This is a genomic window from Renibacterium salmoninarum ATCC 33209 (genome assembly GCF_000018885.1).
In the GTDB taxonomy this organism is placed as follows: Bacteria; Actinomycetota; Actinomycetes; order Actinomycetales; family Micrococcaceae; genus Renibacterium; species Renibacterium salmoninarum.
This window is the reverse complement of the sequence record NC_010168.1, coordinates 1,542,220-1,558,301: the sequence shown is the minus strand read 5'-3', so window position 1 is coordinate 1,558,301 and position 16,082 is coordinate 1,542,220. Positions and strand designations below refer to the sequence as shown.

Sequence of the window (16,082 nt, the reverse complement as noted above, 5' to 3'; positions counted from 1 at the left end):
GCTGAAATGGGACTCGGTACTGCTGACATGGCTATCTCACTCGATGGCTTAACTGCTGGGCCGAACCAAACCTTAGAAAATCCGATGGGTGAAGGTGTTGATGGCAGGTTGCACCGTTGGATGTTTGAAGAACCTGAGAAGAACGCAGCTGCGCTGGATAAAATGAGCCAACACAGCGCGTACATCATGGGGCGGAATATGTTTGGCCCGGTCGGTGATGGTTGGGACTCTGCGCCAGAGTGGCACGGTTGGTGGGGTGACGAGCCGCTGTACCACGCACCAGTTTTTGTGCTCACGCATGATGAGCGCGAACCGCTGGAAATGAGTGGGACTACCTTCTACTTCGTCACAGACGGCCTTAAAAGCGCCTTTGACCAGGCCAAAGAAGCAGCTGGTGATGGCAGCATCGCTATCGCTGGGGGTGCGGCAACCATTCGGCAGTACCTCGCCGCTGGCCTCATTGATGAGCTCAGGTTACACCTCACTCCAGCAATTCTTGGCCAGGGGGAGCGCCTACTCGACGGCCTAGCTGGAGTTGAGTTTGAGCCGATTTTGGTTGACGGAAACTCTTTGGTTACGCACCTGAGCTACAAGGTGCTGCGGAGCTAAGCGGCTCCTGCCGATTGACCGGACTCGCCCGTTTGACTTGGTTCGGCGGGCGTGCCGGGTTCTGACAAGAAAATTGCTAGCACCACTAAACCGCCAATTGGTACTAAAAGCCAAAAGACGTGTGGCCAGGTTCTGCCGGTGTCTCGCAAGCGACGTACCAACACGCCCAGCGTCGGCAGCAACGTGGCCAACGACCATACAGTTTCCAAAGCCGAGCCGCGGAACAGTGTGCCATCTCCGGAGGCAATACTCAGCGACGAGAGAATTCCAGCGCCTAGGGCAATAAAAGAGGATGAACCACCAAAACTCGGGACGAGTTGCCCGCCCGCTGAACTCGGCATATTTGCGAAACCCGCTGGCAATAGCTTCGAAGAATGACATCTGCTAACCCTCGCCGTTTTTTAGTGCTTCCGTCAAAACACGTGCAGCATTACAAACTACTTCAGCATGCATTCGGCCAGGCTGCCGAGTCAATCGTTCAATGGGTCCAGAGATCGATACTGCCGCAATGATCCGACCGGAGGGCCCGCGAATCGGTGCCGAAACCGAAGCAACACCCATCTCGCGTTCGCCGAGAGACTGCGCCCAGCCACGACGTCGGACGCCGGCCAGCACGGTAGGGGTGAAGCGCGCATTTTGCAGGCCGTCGAAAAGTCGCTCGTGATCTTCCCAGGCCAAGAGGACTTGCGCGGCGGAACCGGCCTTCATGGACAACTTGGTGCCCACAGGGATGGTATCGCGCAAACCGATGGGCCGTTCCGCTGATGCCACGCAAACACGCCATTCGCCCTGGCGGCGGAAAATCTGGGCTGACTCGCCGGTGGCGTCACGGAGACCAATGAGTACTGGCCCGGCTGCGGCAATGAGGCGATCTTCGCCAGCCGCCGAGGCTAGTTCAACTAACCTGCCGCCAAGTACAAAGCGGCCATGAATGTCCCGGCTAACTAATCGGTGGTGCGCTAATGCTTGCGCCAGCCGGTGCACTGTTGGACGTGCTAACCCGGTTGCGGCCACCAATTGCGCGAGTGTCGTTGGCCCAGCCTCAAGCGCGTCGAGTACCTGGGCTGCCTTATCGATAACACCAACGCCACTTGAACCGTGTTCGCCAATTTCCTTGTCCATAGGTTGATACTAGCGTCTCAGAATATGAGATGCACGTTCAACTGCTGGCGTCGCTTAACCTGCGCTGTCACAGTAGAATAGACACGATGGGAGACGGTCATGACGACACAGCAGACGACCAGCACAACGAAACCAAAAACTTTGGCCGGCAAGGTCTGGGCGGACCATATTGTTCGCAAGGGGCAAGGCAACGAGCCAGACTTGCTTTTCATCGATCTTCACCTCGTGCATGAAGTGACATCTCCGCAGGCTTTTGAAGGTCTCCGACTCGCTGGCCGGCCACTACGCCGTGTCGATCTCACGATTGCGACCGAAGACCACAACACGCCAACCCTGGACATCGACAAACCGATCGCTGATCCAACCAGTCGAATCCAAATCGAAACGTTACGCAAGAACTGCGCAGAATTCGGCGTCCGCCTGCACTCGCTCGGCGATGCTGAACAGGGCATTGTGCACATCGTCGGCCCACAACTTGGGCTGACTCAGCCCGGTATGACCGTGGTTTGTGGTGATTCGCATACTTCGACACACGGTGCCGTTGGCGCGCTTGCTTTTGGTATTGGTACCTCCGAGGTGGAGCACGTTATGGCCACGCAGACCTTGCCGTTAAAACCGTTCAAGACCATGGCCATCAATGTAGAAGGCGTCCTGCGACCTGGCGTTAGCTCGAAAGACATCATTTTGGCGGTGATCGCGAAAATTGGCACCGGTGGTGGCCAAGGCTATGTGCTGGAGTACCGTGGCTCGGCAATCCGCGCACTGTCCATGGACGCTCGGATGACCATTTGCAATATGTCTATTGAAGCGGGCGCCCGCGCCGGCATGATCGCGCCGGACCAAACCACTTTCGATTTCCTCCAGGATCGCCCGCACACGCCACAAGGAGCAGACTGGGACGCAGCGGTTGACTACTGGAAGTCGCTGCCCACCGAAGATGACGCCGTCTTCGATGCGGAAGTGAATCTGGAGGCGAACACCTTAGAACCCTTTGTAACCTGGAGGACCAACCCAGGGCAAGGCGTGTCTTTGAATGATGCGGTGCCCTCGCCGGGGGACTTTGCCGATGAGAATGCCAAAGCTGCCTGCGAACGGGCCTTGACCTACATGGGCCTTGAAGCCGGTACGCCGATGAAAAAAATTCGGGTAGATACCGTGTTTCTGGGCTCTTGCACCAACTCGCGAATCGAAGATTTACGTGCGGCTGCGGACGTTATTCGGGGCCGGGAAAAAGATCCAGAAATCAGGATGCTGGTAGTTCCTGGTTCAGCTCGAGTTCGCTTGGAAGCTGAAGCCGAAGGCCTAGACCAAGTGTTCAAAGATTTCGGTGCCGAGTGGCGTTTTGCTGGCTGCTCAATGTGTCTTGGTATGAATCCGGATCAGCTTCAAGTCGGCGAGCGATGCGCCTCCACCTCAAACCGCAACTTCGAAGGACGGCAGGGCAAAGGTGGCCGCACGCACTTAGTGTCACCAGTGGTCGCGGCGGCTACCGCGGTGCGCGGCAAGCTGAGCTCGCCGTCGGACTTAGAGCCAGTGCGTGCGACGGCGCATGCTAGCGCCCCGGCCGATGCACACGCGGCCTGAAAGGCAGAGATAACGTGGAAAAATTTAGCAAGCACACCGGTATTGGCGTTCCCTTACGGCAGTCCGATGTGGATACTGATCAGATCATTCCGGCGGTTTACCTTAAGCGAATCTCCAAAACAGGATTCGATGATGCGCTCTTTGCTTCTTGGCGAAAAAAGAAGGTTTCATTCTCAACCAGGAGCCTTTTAACCGGGGCAGTGTTTTGGTCGCCGGACCTGACTTTGGCACCGGCTCCTCACGGGAACACGCGGTTTGGGCGCTTAAAGATTACGGATTCAAAGCGGTCCTTGCCTCTCGATTTGGCGATATTTTTCGGGGCAACTCGGGAAAGCAAGGCTTGCTGACTGCGCAACTGGATCAAGCCGACGTCGAACTCATTTGGAAAGAGTTAGAGAATGCGCCGGGAACTGAAGTTACGGTAGATCTCGAAAGCAAACTGGTCACTTGCGGCAGCATTGTGGCGCGATTTGAAGTGGACGACTACATTCGCTGGCGGCTACTTGAGGGCCTTGATGATATTTCGCTCACCTTGCAGCACGAAGAGGATATTTCTGCCTTCGAAGCAACCCGGCCAAGCTACAAACCGCGCACGCTGCCCACACGAGTGGAAAATTCGCTCTAGGCCAGTCAAACAGGGCTCGAATCACTACATCCGCTGGATATTTCAGTCTGCCGGGCAGAGAAACTATGCTTGTCCAAAGGTTGCGGGTTGACTGAGGGCAGTCCCATGAACGATTGAGCAGGTGTAATGAATAGCGTCTTGACGGTAAACGGCGGAGTGCCATTGTCCGGCCGAGTGAAGGTGCGCGGGGCGAAGAACCTTGTGCCCAAAGCGATGGTCGCCGCACTTTTGGGCGGGGCCCCTTCGATTCTGCGAAATGTGCCAGAAATCAAAGACGTGGAAGTGGTTACCTCACTTTTGCAGATCCACGGCGTCAGCGTTATCAAGGACCCAGTAACAGGTGATTTAACCCTGGACCCGGCTGCCGCAACAACTGCCGCAACCACTGCCGCCACCTCGCTGATTGAAACGCATGCCGGTGATTCTCGCATTCCGATTCTGCTTTGTGGGCCACTAATTCACTCGATCGGTGAAGCCTTCATCCCAGATCTGGGAGGCTGCAAAATTGGCGATCGCCCCATTGATTACCACCTGAATGTGTTGCGCCAATTCGGTGCTGTGGTGGAAAAGCTAGATACCGGCATCAAAATCACCGCGCCAAAGGGGTTACACGGAGCGAAAATCTCGCTGCCCTACCCCTCTGTTGGTGCCACCGAACAAGTCTTACTCTCTGCAACGAGAGCTGAGGGCATCACCGAACTGATCGGGGCGGCCACCGAGCCAGAGATTATTGACCTGATCGCGGTGCTGCAAAAAATGGGCGCGCTGATCAGCGTCCAAGCCGATCGAACCATTCGGGTTGAAGGCGTCAAGAATCTAGGCGGGTTTGATCATCGCGCGCTGACCGACCGAAATGAAGCGGCTTCTTGGGCTTCAGCTGCGCTGGTGACTAAGGGCGATATTTATGTCGACGGCGCCTCGCAGCGAGACATGATGACCTTTATCAATACCTTCCGCAAGGTTGGCGGCGGCATGGATATTGAAGACGGCGGCATCCGTTTTTATCACCCAGGTGGCAAGCTCAATCCGCTTGTCCTAGAAACCGACGTGCACCCTGGTTTCATGACCGATTGGCAGCAGCCGCTGGTAGTGGCCTTGAGCCAGGCCGAAGGCGTTTCGATTGTGCACGAGACGGTTTACGAGAACCGGTTTGGCTTTACCGACGCACTTATTCGGATGGGCGCCAACATTCAGGTTCACCGCGAATGCTTGGGCAGTGTACCGTGCCGCTTTGGCCAGCGTAATTTCTTACACTCGGCCGTTATCTCTGGATCCACACAATTACGCGGCGCGGATATCCACGTTCCTGACCTGCGCGGTGGCTTCAGCCATCTGATCGCGGCGCTAGCAGCCACCGGTTCATCGAGAGTCACGGGAATTGATGTTATTAACCGTGGCTATGAGCACTTCCTAGACAAGCTCACCGGACTAGGCGCAGACGTTTCGCTGGGGCAGCGCTAATGTCCCAGCCGCAATCCAGAACGATGAAGACCATGTTCTCGATTCTGGCCAATACGTTGCGCCCGCTGATGAATCTGCTACTGGCTAAAACTTGGTTGCAGACCGATAAACTTCCGCAGAATTCTGGTTTCATCGTCTGCCCTAACCACTATTCGGAAATTGATCCGGTGCTAGTGGGACACATGCTTTACAACAAAGGATTCCCACCGCACTTCTTAGCCAAAGGCTCGCTTTTCAAACTGCCAATCGCCGGAAAAATCTTAGCTGGTTCGAAGCAAATCCCGGTAGACCGCAGCGGTCCGAGTGCCGGTCGATCGCTCATCGTGGCTCAAGAAGTACTTGATGAGGGCGGTGCCATCATCATCTATCCAGAGGGCACCTTGACCCGTGATCCAAACCTTTGGCCGATGAAAGGGCATACTGGGGCAGCTCGATTGGCGTTGCAGACCGGGGCGCCGGTAACCCCCGTGGCACACTGGGGCGCGCAGGAAGTCTTCCCTCGTTATGCCAAGATGGTGCATCCCTTCCCACGCAAGCGAGTTACCATGATTATTGGCGATCCGGTTGACCTGAGCGCCTTTCATGGCAAGCCCTTGGACAAAGACGTATTGCATGCGGCCACTGAAGCAATTCTGGACGATATCACCGCATTATTAGTCGGCTTGCGGGGCGAGCCAGCGCCGGTAGAACGTTGGGATCCCTCCGAGCACAACCAAACCAAAACTGGACGTAAGTTTGAACAGGATGCGCGGCCGGAGGAATCGGTATGAGACCAGAGCCAACAAGCATTGCTGTTCTAGGCGCTGGTAGCTGGGGCACAACATTCGCTAAGGTACTTGCCGATGCGAATCCTGGTATTGAGATACGGCTCTGGGGCAGGCGCACAGCGGTAGTCGAAGAGATTAACTCCACGCATCGCAACGAGACTTACCTACCGAATATCGATTTTCCGCACAACCTAGTCGCCAGTACTGATGTCACCAAGGTCCTTAACGGCTCGGCACTTGTCGTGCTAGCTGTACCGGCTCAGTCGTTGCGGGCGCAACTGCCGGCCTGGCGGGATGCCTTGGCATCCGACGTCGTAGTGGTGTCGCTCATGAAAGGGCTCGAGCTGGGCACTGATGCTCAAATGAGCCAAGTCATCGCCGCCGAGCTTGGCGTGCCTACAGAGCGGATCGCGGTGGTTTCCGGCCCGAATTTGGCGATGGAAATTGCTCGACAGGAACCCACCGCCTCGGTTATCGCTTGCACGGACGTTGACGTAGCCGCCTGGGTTGCCTCGCTTTGCACGGCATCATATTTTCGGCCCTATACGAATTCAGACGTCGTCGGCGTCGAAATCGGCGGCATCGTAAAAAATGTCATAGCGCTCGCCGTCGGAATTTGCGAAGGCAAAGAAATGGGCGACAACACTAAAGCCTCCGTGATCACCAGGGGATTGGCCGAGACAACCAGATTGGCTTTGGCACTTGGTGGCGAGGCGGAAACGATGGCTGGTCTTGCAGGGCTGGGGGACCTAGTAGCCACTTGCTCCTCGCCCTTAAGCCGCAATCACACTGCCGGGCGGTTGCTTGGTCAAGGACTCAGCTTGGATCAAGTCAATGCCACAATGACACAAACCGCGGAGGGCATTAAGTCTGGTCGCGCAGTTTACGATTTAGCCGGAAAGCTGGGCGTGGACATGCCCATTACCTCTGCCGTCGTTGCCGTGCTCGCTGGAAAACTTACTGTTGACGAACTCGGCCCGCGGCTTTTGGCTAGAGATCTGAAATCCGAGGGTTAACTGAGCTAATTAGCGTTATGGAGTGCTGCTGGGCTGTGCTGGAAATAACTGAGCGTCTTCGGGACCCAAACATTTGTGAGTCTGCGGGATCTTAGCGGCGGCAGCTGCCAACTGCGCCAATACGGTGCTGGAAGCGACGTCATTCTGATTGAACAAGATGGCGGTGGCAGGCTCACGACCGTAAGTTGTGAAAGTCCAATTATCCGGCTTTGCGGGGTCTTGTATACTGACCCAATCAACGCCGTTGACGCCGACGCAAGGATCTTTTGTTGGCGGCGGTGCATTTACGCCGCACCGCAAAACCACTTTGGACGGATTGCCCCAGGCTGCGGTTCCTTGCGAGCTGGTTGCGCGCAATTGCTGGTCTGCCAGTTTGTCTGGCAAGGCAATCATCATCGCAGCGCAAGCAGGGTTTGCGGAATCCTGAGCTGGTGCCAGATCAACGGCTGGCGTACACGAGGTCAAAGCCGCGCCCAAAGCGGCAAAGACGAGTAAAAACTTAGAAGATGTACCGTGGTGCATACCTCAAGCGTAGTGGTATTCCGGTGCGCGCCGGGTCGCCTCGACCAGATTGTCGGTAGCTGCCGCTACCGTAGAGAGGTGGATGAATTGAATGTGAGCCAGTTGAGTGAAGGCCAACTCTTGGCGCGCATTTTTCCGTTGCTCCGAAGCTCTACCTCGGTACTTTTGGGCCCTGGAGATGACGCGGCATTAGTCAGTTCGCCGGATGGCCGCACGGTGATTTCGGTGGACACCCAGGTTCAAGACCAAGACTTCCGCTTGGCATGGAACAACGGCTATTCCTCCACAGGGTACGACGTCGGTTGGAAGGCTGCGGCGCAAAACCTCAGTGATATCAACGCAATGGGCGCGGTAGGCACCGCCATGGTGGTGAGTTTGACATTGCCGCCGTCGACGCCGGTTTCATGGGCGGAGGGACTCGCCAACGGGTTGAGCGCAGCGATAGAGTCGCTTGGCGCGAGCCAATGCGGGATTGTTGGCGGTGATTTGTCTGCGGGGCGGGAGATCTCGGTGACGGTTACCGTGCTTGGCGACTTACAGAATCGGCAGCCGATACTGCGTTCTGGTGCGCAACGTGGTGATGTGCTGGCGGTAGCTGGCGTGCTTGGCCGTGCCGGGGCTGGCTGGGCATTATTGGAAAGCCAAATACCATTTTCGGACTTGGACGCCGCCCAACTTGGTCTTATCGACGCCTTCCGTTGCCCGCGGCCGCCACTGGCCGCTGGCCCCGTTGCTGCATTGGCTGGCGCCTCCGCGATGTTAGATATTTCAGATGGATTGCTCCGAGATGCAGCTCGGTTGGCAACTGCCAGCGACGTGGTGCTTGATCTTAACCCGCAAGCACTAAACGAATTTTGCGCAGCGCTGTTGCCCGCTGCCGAGGCACTGGGCGTTTCTGCGCTGAATTGGGTGCTGAGCGGCGGCGAAGACCACGGATTGTTATCCACATTTGGCCCAGACGCACAGCTTCCTGAGGGGTTCACTGCGATAGGCTCGGTACTGTCGAAGGAAGACGGGCCGGGCTCGGAAAGCTGCGTAACAGTGGCTGGCCAGCCTATCGGTGCCGCGGGATGGGATCATTTTGCAGACTAAGATTGCTGCCAACGCTTCAGCATTACGGCGCTGGCTGAGTAGGTGCGAGGAAACTTTGGGCAACCATAGTGACCGGCTGAACGCGATCAATATTTTTCCGGTAGCGGATGGGGATACTGGAACCAATCTCTACTTGACGCTGCGGTCTGCAAACCAGGCCATTCAAAGTTCTGAGGGTTCAGACCTTGGCGAGGTTCTCAACTTGGCCGCTGAGGCAGCGATGGAGAATGCTCTCGGAAATTCTGGAACTTTGCTGGCAGTGCTGCTTGCGGCAATGTCCGAGCCAATGCGCGGAGCCACGCGACTGAGCGCGCCGCTACTTGCCTCGGCATTACGACGGGCCCAAATCCGGTCCTGGTCGGCTTTGAGCGATCCGTTACAGGGCACCATGCTCTCCGTCCTTGAGTCAGCTGCTGAAGCCGCCGCGATGGCAGACTCTTCGTTGAACGGCGATGACAGCAACCATGCGCTTTCGCTCGCTCTGGACGCAGCGGTGGAGGCCGCGTTGGCCGCCGTCATCCGTACTGAAGAACAGCTGAGCGAGCTACAAGCTGCTCAAGTGGTTGATGCAGGCGGTGTGGGCTTACTCCTAGTGCTCGATTGTCTGCGGGCAGAGATTCTGCATCAAGACCTACAAGAAAATCTGCTTGACGGTCTAGCCGGCTACGACGTGCATGATAACCATATTCATCAGAGCATCGCCGTGGTAGAAGGCGTTGAGGTGATGTGTACTATTACGCTTTCTCCTCTGGATGCCGCCACACTCCGAATGCGGTTGGACGAGTTGGGCGACTCAGTCGTCATGAGCCCCATGGTCCAAGAAGGCGAACCTGATTCTTACCGTTGGCGCGTGCATGTTCACACCACTGAATCTGAAAAGGCGCTGGAAGCCATTCAGTTAGTTGGGGTTCCTGAAAACATCAGTGTCTCTGACTTGCGTGCAGCAACCCACGATCATGCGGACGGCTGAGGACCAGCTGCCCCTGGATCGGTTGCTAGGAAAGGCTTCCGCGGGCGCGATTGAGAAGAACCTCTCGCTCCAGACCGTGGGAGATCTACTCAACTACTTTCCACGGCGCTACCTGAACCGGGGGGAGCTGACTCAAATCAGTAGTCTGCCCTTTGACGAAGAAGTGACGCTGATCGCTCGAGTAGTCAGCACTAACTCTCGTCGAATGCGGCAACGAAAGGGCACCATTACCGACGTCGTAGTCACTGGCGACACTTCGACTGGTGCGGGATCGCTCAAAATCAGTTTCTTCAACGGTTGGCGCGCTGAGCGCGAGCTGCTTCCCGGTGCAAGAGCAATGTTTTCCGGCAAGGTGGGCTTCTTCAACCGAGCCCTGACGCTGACGAATCCGGATTATGTCTTGATCGACGCAGATGGTGCGGACGAAGAGCTTGCCCGGCAGCCCATCCCGATATATCCGGCCACAGCAAAATTGCCGAGTTGGAAGATTGCTAATGCAATATCGGCGCTTTTGGACGCGATCGATTTGTCATCTTTTGACGACCCTGTTCCCGAAGAGACCGCACAGCGTGAAGAATTCCTGCCGTTGCCTGAGGCTTATCGGATGATTCACCGGCCAACTGAGCCAACTCAATGGAAACTTGCTAGGGACCGGTTCAGATATCAAGAAGCGCTGGTCTTACAGACTGCCTTAGCGCGCAGACGAGCACAGTCTGCTGCGCAGCAGACACAATCTCGTCCGGGCTCGAGCACTGGATTGTTAGCCTCCTTCGACGCCTCCCTACCTTTTACTTTGACAAATGGTCAACGCGAGATTGGCGAAGAACTTTCGGCGGAGTTGGCTGGAAACAGCCCAATGCATCGGTTATTGCAAGGTGAAGTCGGTTCGGGTAAGACCTTGGTGGCTTTGCGCGCAATGCTCCAAGTCATCGATTCTGGCGGCCAAGCGGCGCTGCTGGCACCCACCGAAGTTCTGGCGGCTCAGCATTTTCAGTCGATTAGGGCCACGCTCGGCCCGCTCGCAGAAGGCGGCATGCTGGGCGGATTCGATGGTGGAACTCAAGCGGCGCTGCTGACCGGAACCATGCCAGCGGCGGTGAAGAAAAAGGCGCTCTTGGACGCGGCCTCTGGTCAGGCCGGGATAGTTATTGGCACGCACGCATTACTTTCAGATCAAGTGCAGTTTTTTGATTTGGGTTTGATTGTGGTTGATGAACAGCATCGCTTTGGCGTTGAACAGCGGGATGCGTTACGACTCAAAGCGATCCATCCACCGCACCTTTTGGTGATGACGGCGACGCCGATTCCTCGAACTGTCGCAATGACGGTATTCGGTGATTTGGAAACCTCCGTACTGCGCGAATTGCCTGCAGGCCGAGCGCCAATCTCCACATTCGTGGTTGGACTTGCGGAGAATCCGGCCTGGTTCAGCCGTCTATGGCAACGCAGCCGGGAGGAAATTGATGCGGGCCACCAGGTGTACGTGGTCTGCCCTCGAATTGGTGAAGCCGAGGGGGCAGAACCGCCGAGCGGCGATGAGCCTGATCGGCTCCCGTCGGAGGACGACGCTAAAGCAATGGCTTCGGTTCTCGAAGTTGTCGAGGAGCTTCGATCAGAGCCCTCCCTCGCCGGATGCCGGATCGAAGCTTTGCACGGTCGCCTCGATCCAACACAAAAGAGTCAGGTTATGGCCGATTTTGCTGCCGGTGGCGTTCAGGTTTTGGTTTCCACCACGGTAGTCGAAGTTGGCGTTGATGTGCATAACGCGACGTTGATGATTATTTTGGACGCGGATCGCTTTGGCATTTCACAGTTGCATCAGCTCCGTGGGCGAGTTGGACGTGGCGGCTTGCCCGGGACGGCGCTCTTAGTGACGGAGCTGGCACCGGAGCATCCGAGCAGACGTCGGCTTGACGCAGTTGCTGCGACGACAGATGGCTTTGCGCTTTCGCAAGAGGACCTCAAGTTGCGTCGTGAGGGCGACATCCTGGGTGCCAGCCAATCCGGCGGTCGGTCAACTTTGCGACTTTTGCGAGTCTTGGAGCATGAGTCAGTGATCGAGCTGGCACGTAGTGACGCCAATAAGATCATTGCTGATGACCCCGAGTTGAGTAAACACAGTGCTCTTGAAGCCGCCATTGAAGCGTCACTCAACCCGGAAAGAGAGGCGTTCCTTGAACGTGGCTAAATCATCCCGCAGATTGGTATTTGGCCAGTGAGCCGGATCATTGCCGGGGCGGCCGGTGGCCAGACTTTGGTATCGGTCCCGGGGACCGGTACCCGACCCACCACAGATCGGGTCAAAGAGGCACTTTTCTCTCGCTTGGAAGCCATGGGAGTACTTAAAGAGTCGAAAGTTTTAGATCTCTACGCGGGCTCCGGCGCGCTCGGTCTTGAGTCTGCGAGTCGAGGGGCAGCCAAGGTGGATTTGGTAGAACTTGATGCTCGCGCCGCTGCGGTTTGCCAACGAAATGCCGATCTAGTCAACTCAGTCACCGCTGCGGGCACCGTACGGGTCAACCGGGCCAAGGTAGAGCAATTCCTGCAACGCGCCAAAGGGCCTTGGGATCTAGTATTTTTAGACCCGCCGTACCCGCTCACCGAAGACGAACTGGCGGAAGTGTTGCTTGCTTTGGGCTCGGCACTTTCTGAAGGCGCCGTCGTCGTGGTGGAACGCGCTACCCGTAGTCCGGAACCACTCTGGCCAGCAACCATGGAACTTTTCTCCGAGCGCAGCTATGGCGAAACTCGGCTGTGGTTTGCTGAGCCTAGCGAGCAAGATCATTTAGTCAGCGACTAAATTCGTCGAGCTCAACGCCGCTGCGCAGCTCGCACGGGTGCGGTCCAGCGGCCAAAAGCTGCCTGGTCCAATCTTCTGGCCATTGTTCGCCGCGATAGCCAATCAAAATCATATTGCCCGGATATCTACCGCTGAACATGCCCGACTCGGCATAAAGCGCGGTCTCGGGAAGTATCGAGCGTAAAGCGGCTGTCTGGCTGCGGACTAAGCTGAGCCCAGGCTCATCGCCAACGTTGACTAGAAGTACGCCGTTCGGCGCCAGCTGAGCCGCAGCCGCGGCGTAGAATTCTGCGCTAGCAATATGTTCAGGCGCCTGTGGGCCCGAAAAAATGTCCAGCACAATTGCGGTGAATGGCCCGAGTTCCGCCAACTCTGGCAATACCCACCGAGCATCGCCAATGAGCGTTTTCAGCACCGTGTTCTGGGGGAGTGGCAAATGCTCCAGAACGAAGTCAAGTAACTCGCGCTCCAGCTCGACGGCGATCTGTTCAGAACCGGGTCTGCGCACGCTTAGATACCTAGCCAAGGTCAGTGCGCCAGCGCCAAGATGTAATACCTTGCTCGGTTCATCGGCCGGTGCGCAGAGATCGAGAACGTTGGCCATCCGGCGCAAGTACTCATAGAAAACTTCAGCCGGCTCGCTGAGGTTGACATGTGATTGTGCTGTGCCAGCGATCTCAAGAATAAAGGCACCGGGGACTAAATCGTCTGCAACAATCTCAGCATGTGCACCCAATCCGCTAAGCATCCGTTGTGGATTGGCTACTGGCGCTCCGTTGAATCCTGAATCTGGTTGCGGACTCAGAGCTTGTCCTTGAGGGTTAGCAGACGCGCCGAGGCTGCTTCGAGCACACTGAGTTGTTTGCAAAAGGCGAATCGAAGCAACGACTTATTTCGTTCGGCACCGTCAGGATGGCAGAACACCGCAACCTGAATGGCAGCGACTCCGATCAACTCCGGAAGCTCACGGGATAGCGCCACGGCGTCCGTGAAGCCTAACGGCGCCACATCTGCGTTGATGAAGTAACCGCCGTTTGGCAAGTGCACGGTAAGACCAGCCGCCTGCAGCCCGGCGGCGAGCAGATCGCGTTTGGCCGCTAGATCGGCTGCTAGCTCAGTAAAGTAGCTCTGGGGCTGACGCAGACCCCAAGCAATGGCGGCTTGGAATGGCGTACCAGAGGAATAGCTCAAAAACTGCTTGACCGTACGGACCGCAGCGATCAGCTGAGCCGGTCCGGTAGCCCAGCCGATTTTCCAGCCAGTGAAGGAAAAAGTTTTACCGCCGGAGGAAATGGTGATGGTGCGCTCAGCCGCACCCGGCAGGGTGGAGATGGGAATATGCGCTACGTCGTAAGTGAGATGTTCGTACACTTCATCGGCAATGATGATGGCATCAAATTTATGAGCCAGCTCTACAATCAGTTCGAGGGCCGCCCGTGGCAGCACTGCTCCTGAAGGGTTATGCGGTGAATTAAGCAGTACGATCTTGGTCAGGTCTGAAAATGCGGTTCGTAGCGCTTGCTCATCCAGTTCGAAGTCTGGTGCGATCAGCGGCACCGTCACATGCTTGCCGCCTGCCAAGGCAATCATCGCCCCATAGGAGTCATAGAACGGTTCCAGCGTCAGCACCTCGTCGCCCGGGCTGACCAGAGCTAGTAAGCTCGCAGCAATCGCTTCGGTTGCACCGGTAGTGACGAGTACTTCGCTTTCGGAGTCAAGGGTTAGTCCGTAAAAGCGCTGCTGGTGTTCGGCAATTGCGTTTCGAAGATCCAAGATGCCTTTGCCCGGCGCGTATTGATTAGCGCCAAGTTCGATCGCGGATCTGGCCAATTCCTTAATTTCTGTGGGACCGTCTTGATCGGGGAATCCCTGGCCTAAATTCAAGGCTCCAGTGCGAACGGCGAGTGAGTTGATCTCCTCGAATATCGTGACGCCAAGGCTGCCGTAATCGGCGAGCAAATTGGCGCCTTGGGCGGCGCGCTGCCAGGGAGAAGTCATAGGACCACCCTAAGACACGCTCGTATTCATGCTGAGTCTTCGACGCGAAATGGCGGAGCAAATGCGATAAGTTTGGCCTATGCGCCGAGCGGTATGCCCAGGATCATTGGACCCGATTCACAATGGACACTTAGAGGTGATCGCGCGCGCCGCGGGGCTTTTTGATGAAGTGATCGTTGCGGTGTCAACCAATTACGCCAAAAAGTACCGCTTTAGCCTTGAGGAACGCCTGGAAATGGCGAGCGAGACGCTTGCCTCGCTGCGTGGAATTGTGATTGAACCAATGGGCGCTGGATTACTAGCTGAATATTGTCGGCAACGGGGGGCGAGTGCGATTGTCAAAGGAATTCGTTCCTCGTCAGACTTCGACTATGAAGTTCCAATGGCGACGATGAACCGGCAGCTCACTGGCGTAGAGACGGTTTTCTTGCCGGCTGAGGCGCGTTATCTTCATCTTTCCTCGACAATGATCAAAGAAGTTGAGGGCCTTGGCGGCGACGTCTCAGACTACGTGCCGCGCGCGGTTTTGCGCCGATTCCACGAAGGTAAAGAAACTAACTAAAAGAGTTGGCGTGGCGCAGTTTGAGGCGGAGCGGTGTTTCAGGCTAAGATGGTACGTCGGTCATATGTTTTCACCAGGAGTTGTCATTAACACGAACCACCGGACTCATCCGGGTTCACCATTGCTTATTGCGATCAAGGATTTTGGTCGCAACCCAGGCAGTATGCACTCTTGGCAAAATGTAGTGGCGTCGCCGGGGCAACTTGGCACGCCGATGATCGGGGTTCAGGACGGATCGGATATCGATCTGGATTTGAGCTTGGAGGCCGTACACGAAGGAATCTTTGTATCGGGAACTGCCCGCGTCCAGCTTGTGGGCGAATGCAGCCGATGCCTGGATCCCCTTGCGTACGGCCTCGATGTGGAGATCCAAGAGATGTTCTTTTTTGAAGAGCCCGTTGTGGAACGGGGCTCCAAAGATGACGTTGAGGACGACGACGAACAGCGCCTTATCGAGCACGATCATCTCGATCTCGAACCGGTGCTGCGGGACGCGATAGTAACTGCATTGCCGTTCCAGCCGGTATGCCAGGAAAATTGCGAAGGTTTGTGCTCCGAATGTGGAGTGCGGCTTTTGGATGAGCCTGGCCACCACCACGAGGTTTTGGACCCGCGTTGGGCCGCATTGAGCGGACTGACACAAGACCAAGATCAGCAAGAGACCTAAGAACGACAGACTGCAGCGTTTGGCTCTGCCGGGCGTTGCGAAGAGAGAAAAGAGTTAGCCGTGGCTGTTCCCAAGCGGAAGATGTCCCGTTCTAATACCCGTGCCCGCCGGGCCAAGTGGAAAGCAACTGCTCCCCACTTGGCCAAGACCGTCGAAAACGGTCGGGTCACCTACTCCTTGCCGCACCAGGCCAAGGTTGTCACTGACTCCGCCGGCACCGCGCTGTTCCTGGAATACAAGGGCCGCAAGGTAGCAGACGTCTAAGCTGGCACGCCTCAGATGAGTGC

At 56.5% G+C, this 16,082-nt stretch carries 17 protein-coding genes and 1 pseudogene; 13 read left to right on the top strand and 5 right to left on the bottom strand.

Translation table 11 applies throughout. From position 1 onward, the window contains the following. Positions 1-6 precede the first annotated feature (6 nt). A complete protein-coding gene (locus RSAL33209_RS07855; protein ID WP_012245199.1) occupies positions 7-609 on the top strand; it encodes a dihydrofolate reductase family protein in 603 nt (200 codons plus the stop codon). Here the strand turns inward: RSAL33209_RS07855 and RSAL33209_RS07850 are convergent. Both RSAL33209_RS07850 and RSAL33209_RS07845 read right to left on the bottom strand, forming a co-directional pair. Continuing rightward, entirely contained in the window at positions 606-950 is a 345-nt protein-coding gene (locus RSAL33209_RS07850) for a DUF805 domain-containing protein (protein WP_233494294.1), read from the bottom strand. The genes RSAL33209_RS07855 and RSAL33209_RS07850 overlap by 4 nt on opposite strands. Before the next feature lie 43 nt (positions 951-993). Further along, on the bottom strand, positions 994-1,731 hold the full coding sequence (locus RSAL33209_RS07845) for an IclR family transcriptional regulator (RefSeq protein WP_012245197.1): 738 nt from the start codon (positions 1,729-1,731) through the stop codon (positions 994-996). 99 nt (positions 1,732-1,830) lie between these two features. Between RSAL33209_RS07845 and leuC the strand changes: the two genes are divergently transcribed. The 5 genes and pseudogenes from leuC to RSAL33209_RS07820 all read left to right on the top strand — a co-directional run bounded on the left by leuC (position 1,831) and on the right by RSAL33209_RS07820 (position 7,184). After that, positions 1,831-3,315, top strand: coding sequence for a 3-isopropylmalate dehydratase large subunit (leuC, locus tag RSAL33209_RS07840; protein WP_012245196.1), 1,485 nt, complete (start codon positions 1,831-1,833; stop codon positions 3,313-3,315). A gap of 14 nt (positions 3,316-3,329) precedes the next feature. After that, positions 3,330-3,940: pseudogene (leuD, locus tag RSAL33209_RS07835) on the top strand (3-isopropylmalate dehydratase small subunit). A gap of 126 nt (positions 3,941-4,066) precedes the next feature. Further along, positions 4,067-5,401, top strand: a complete 1,335-nt coding sequence (murA, locus tag RSAL33209_RS07830; protein WP_012245194.1) for a UDP-N-acetylglucosamine 1-carboxyvinyltransferase — start codon at positions 4,067-4,069, stop codon at positions 5,399-5,401. 32 nt (positions 5,402-5,433) lie between these two features. After that, complete coding sequence (locus RSAL33209_RS07825) at positions 5,434-6,171, top strand: lysophospholipid acyltransferase family protein (RefSeq protein ID WP_041685410.1); 738 nt, start codon at positions 5,434-5,436, stop codon at positions 6,169-6,171. Continuing rightward, on the top strand, positions 6,168-7,184 hold the full coding sequence (locus RSAL33209_RS07820) for an NAD(P)H-dependent glycerol-3-phosphate dehydrogenase (RefSeq protein WP_012245192.1): 1,017 nt from the start codon (positions 6,168-6,170) through the stop codon (positions 7,182-7,184). The genes RSAL33209_RS07825 and RSAL33209_RS07820 overlap by 4 nt, the downstream gene beginning before the upstream one ends. Positions 7,185-7,199: 15 nt before the next feature. Here RSAL33209_RS07820 and RSAL33209_RS07815 read toward each other — a convergent pair whose 3' ends face one another. Beyond that, positions 7,200-7,706, bottom strand: a complete 507-nt coding sequence (locus RSAL33209_RS07815; RefSeq protein WP_012245190.1) for a DUF3515 domain-containing protein — start codon at positions 7,704-7,706, stop codon at positions 7,200-7,202. 87 nt (positions 7,707-7,793) lie between these two features. On the opposite strand from RSAL33209_RS07815, the gene RSAL33209_RS07810 reads away from it, so the two are divergent. Genes RSAL33209_RS07810 through rsmD form a run of 4 tightly spaced genes read left to right on the top strand, consistent with a single transcriptional unit; the run spans position 7,794 to position 12,568 of the window. Continuing rightward, entirely contained in the window at positions 7,794-8,798 is a 1,005-nt protein-coding gene (locus RSAL33209_RS07810; protein ID WP_114597717.1) for a thiamine-phosphate kinase, read from the top strand. Further along, positions 8,788-9,768 carry a DAK2 domain-containing protein gene (locus RSAL33209_RS07805; RefSeq protein WP_012245189.1) on the top strand — a complete coding sequence of 327 codons (981 nt, stop codon included), beginning with the start codon at positions 8,788-8,790 and terminating at the stop codon, positions 9,766-9,768. Before RSAL33209_RS07810 ends, RSAL33209_RS07805 begins: the two co-directional genes overlap by 11 nt. Further along, a complete protein-coding gene (locus tag RSAL33209_RS07800; protein WP_012245188.1) occupies positions 9,755-11,956 on the top strand; it encodes an ATP-dependent DNA helicase RecG in 2,202 nt (733 codons plus the stop codon). Before RSAL33209_RS07805 ends, RSAL33209_RS07800 begins: the two co-directional genes overlap by 14 nt. Positions 11,957-11,983: 27 nt before the next feature. Then, on the top strand, positions 11,984-12,568 hold the full coding sequence (gene rsmD / locus RSAL33209_RS07795; RefSeq protein WP_012245187.1) for a 16S rRNA (guanine(966)-N(2))-methyltransferase RsmD: 585 nt from the start codon (positions 11,984-11,986) through the stop codon (positions 12,566-12,568). On the opposite strand, the gene RSAL33209_RS07790 is transcribed toward rsmD, so the two are convergent. Both RSAL33209_RS07790 and RSAL33209_RS07785 read right to left on the bottom strand, forming a co-directional pair. Next, positions 12,558-13,316: a spermidine synthase gene (locus RSAL33209_RS07790; protein WP_012245186.1), complete on the bottom strand. Its 759-nt coding sequence runs from the start codon at positions 13,314-13,316 to the stop codon at positions 12,558-12,560. The two genes, rsmD and RSAL33209_RS07790, sit on opposite strands and share 11 nt — an antisense overlap. Before the next feature lie 53 nt (positions 13,317-13,369). After that, on the bottom strand, positions 13,370-14,566 hold the full coding sequence (locus RSAL33209_RS07785) for an aminotransferase class I/II-fold pyridoxal phosphate-dependent enzyme (protein WP_012245185.1): 1,197 nt from the start codon (positions 14,564-14,566) through the stop codon (positions 13,370-13,372). A gap of 79 nt (positions 14,567-14,645) precedes the next feature. Here RSAL33209_RS07785 and coaD point away from each other — a divergent pair, with 79 nt between their 5' ends. From coaD to rpmF, 3 genes are all read left to right on the top strand, one after another. After that, positions 14,646-15,128, top strand: coding sequence for a pantetheine-phosphate adenylyltransferase (coaD, locus tag RSAL33209_RS07780; protein ID WP_012245184.1), 483 nt, complete (start codon positions 14,646-14,648; stop codon positions 15,126-15,128). Positions 15,129-15,192: 64 nt separating this feature from the next. Continuing rightward, positions 15,193-15,795 carry a YceD family protein gene (locus tag RSAL33209_RS07775; RefSeq protein WP_080503793.1) on the top strand — a complete coding sequence of 201 codons (603 nt, stop codon included), beginning with the start codon at positions 15,193-15,195 and terminating at the stop codon, positions 15,793-15,795. A gap of 60 nt (positions 15,796-15,855) precedes the next feature. Further along, entirely contained in the window at positions 15,856-16,059 is a 204-nt protein-coding gene (gene rpmF, locus RSAL33209_RS07770; RefSeq protein WP_012245182.1) for a 50S ribosomal protein L32, read from the top strand. The last annotated feature ends 23 nt before the right edge of the window (positions 16,060-16,082 follow it).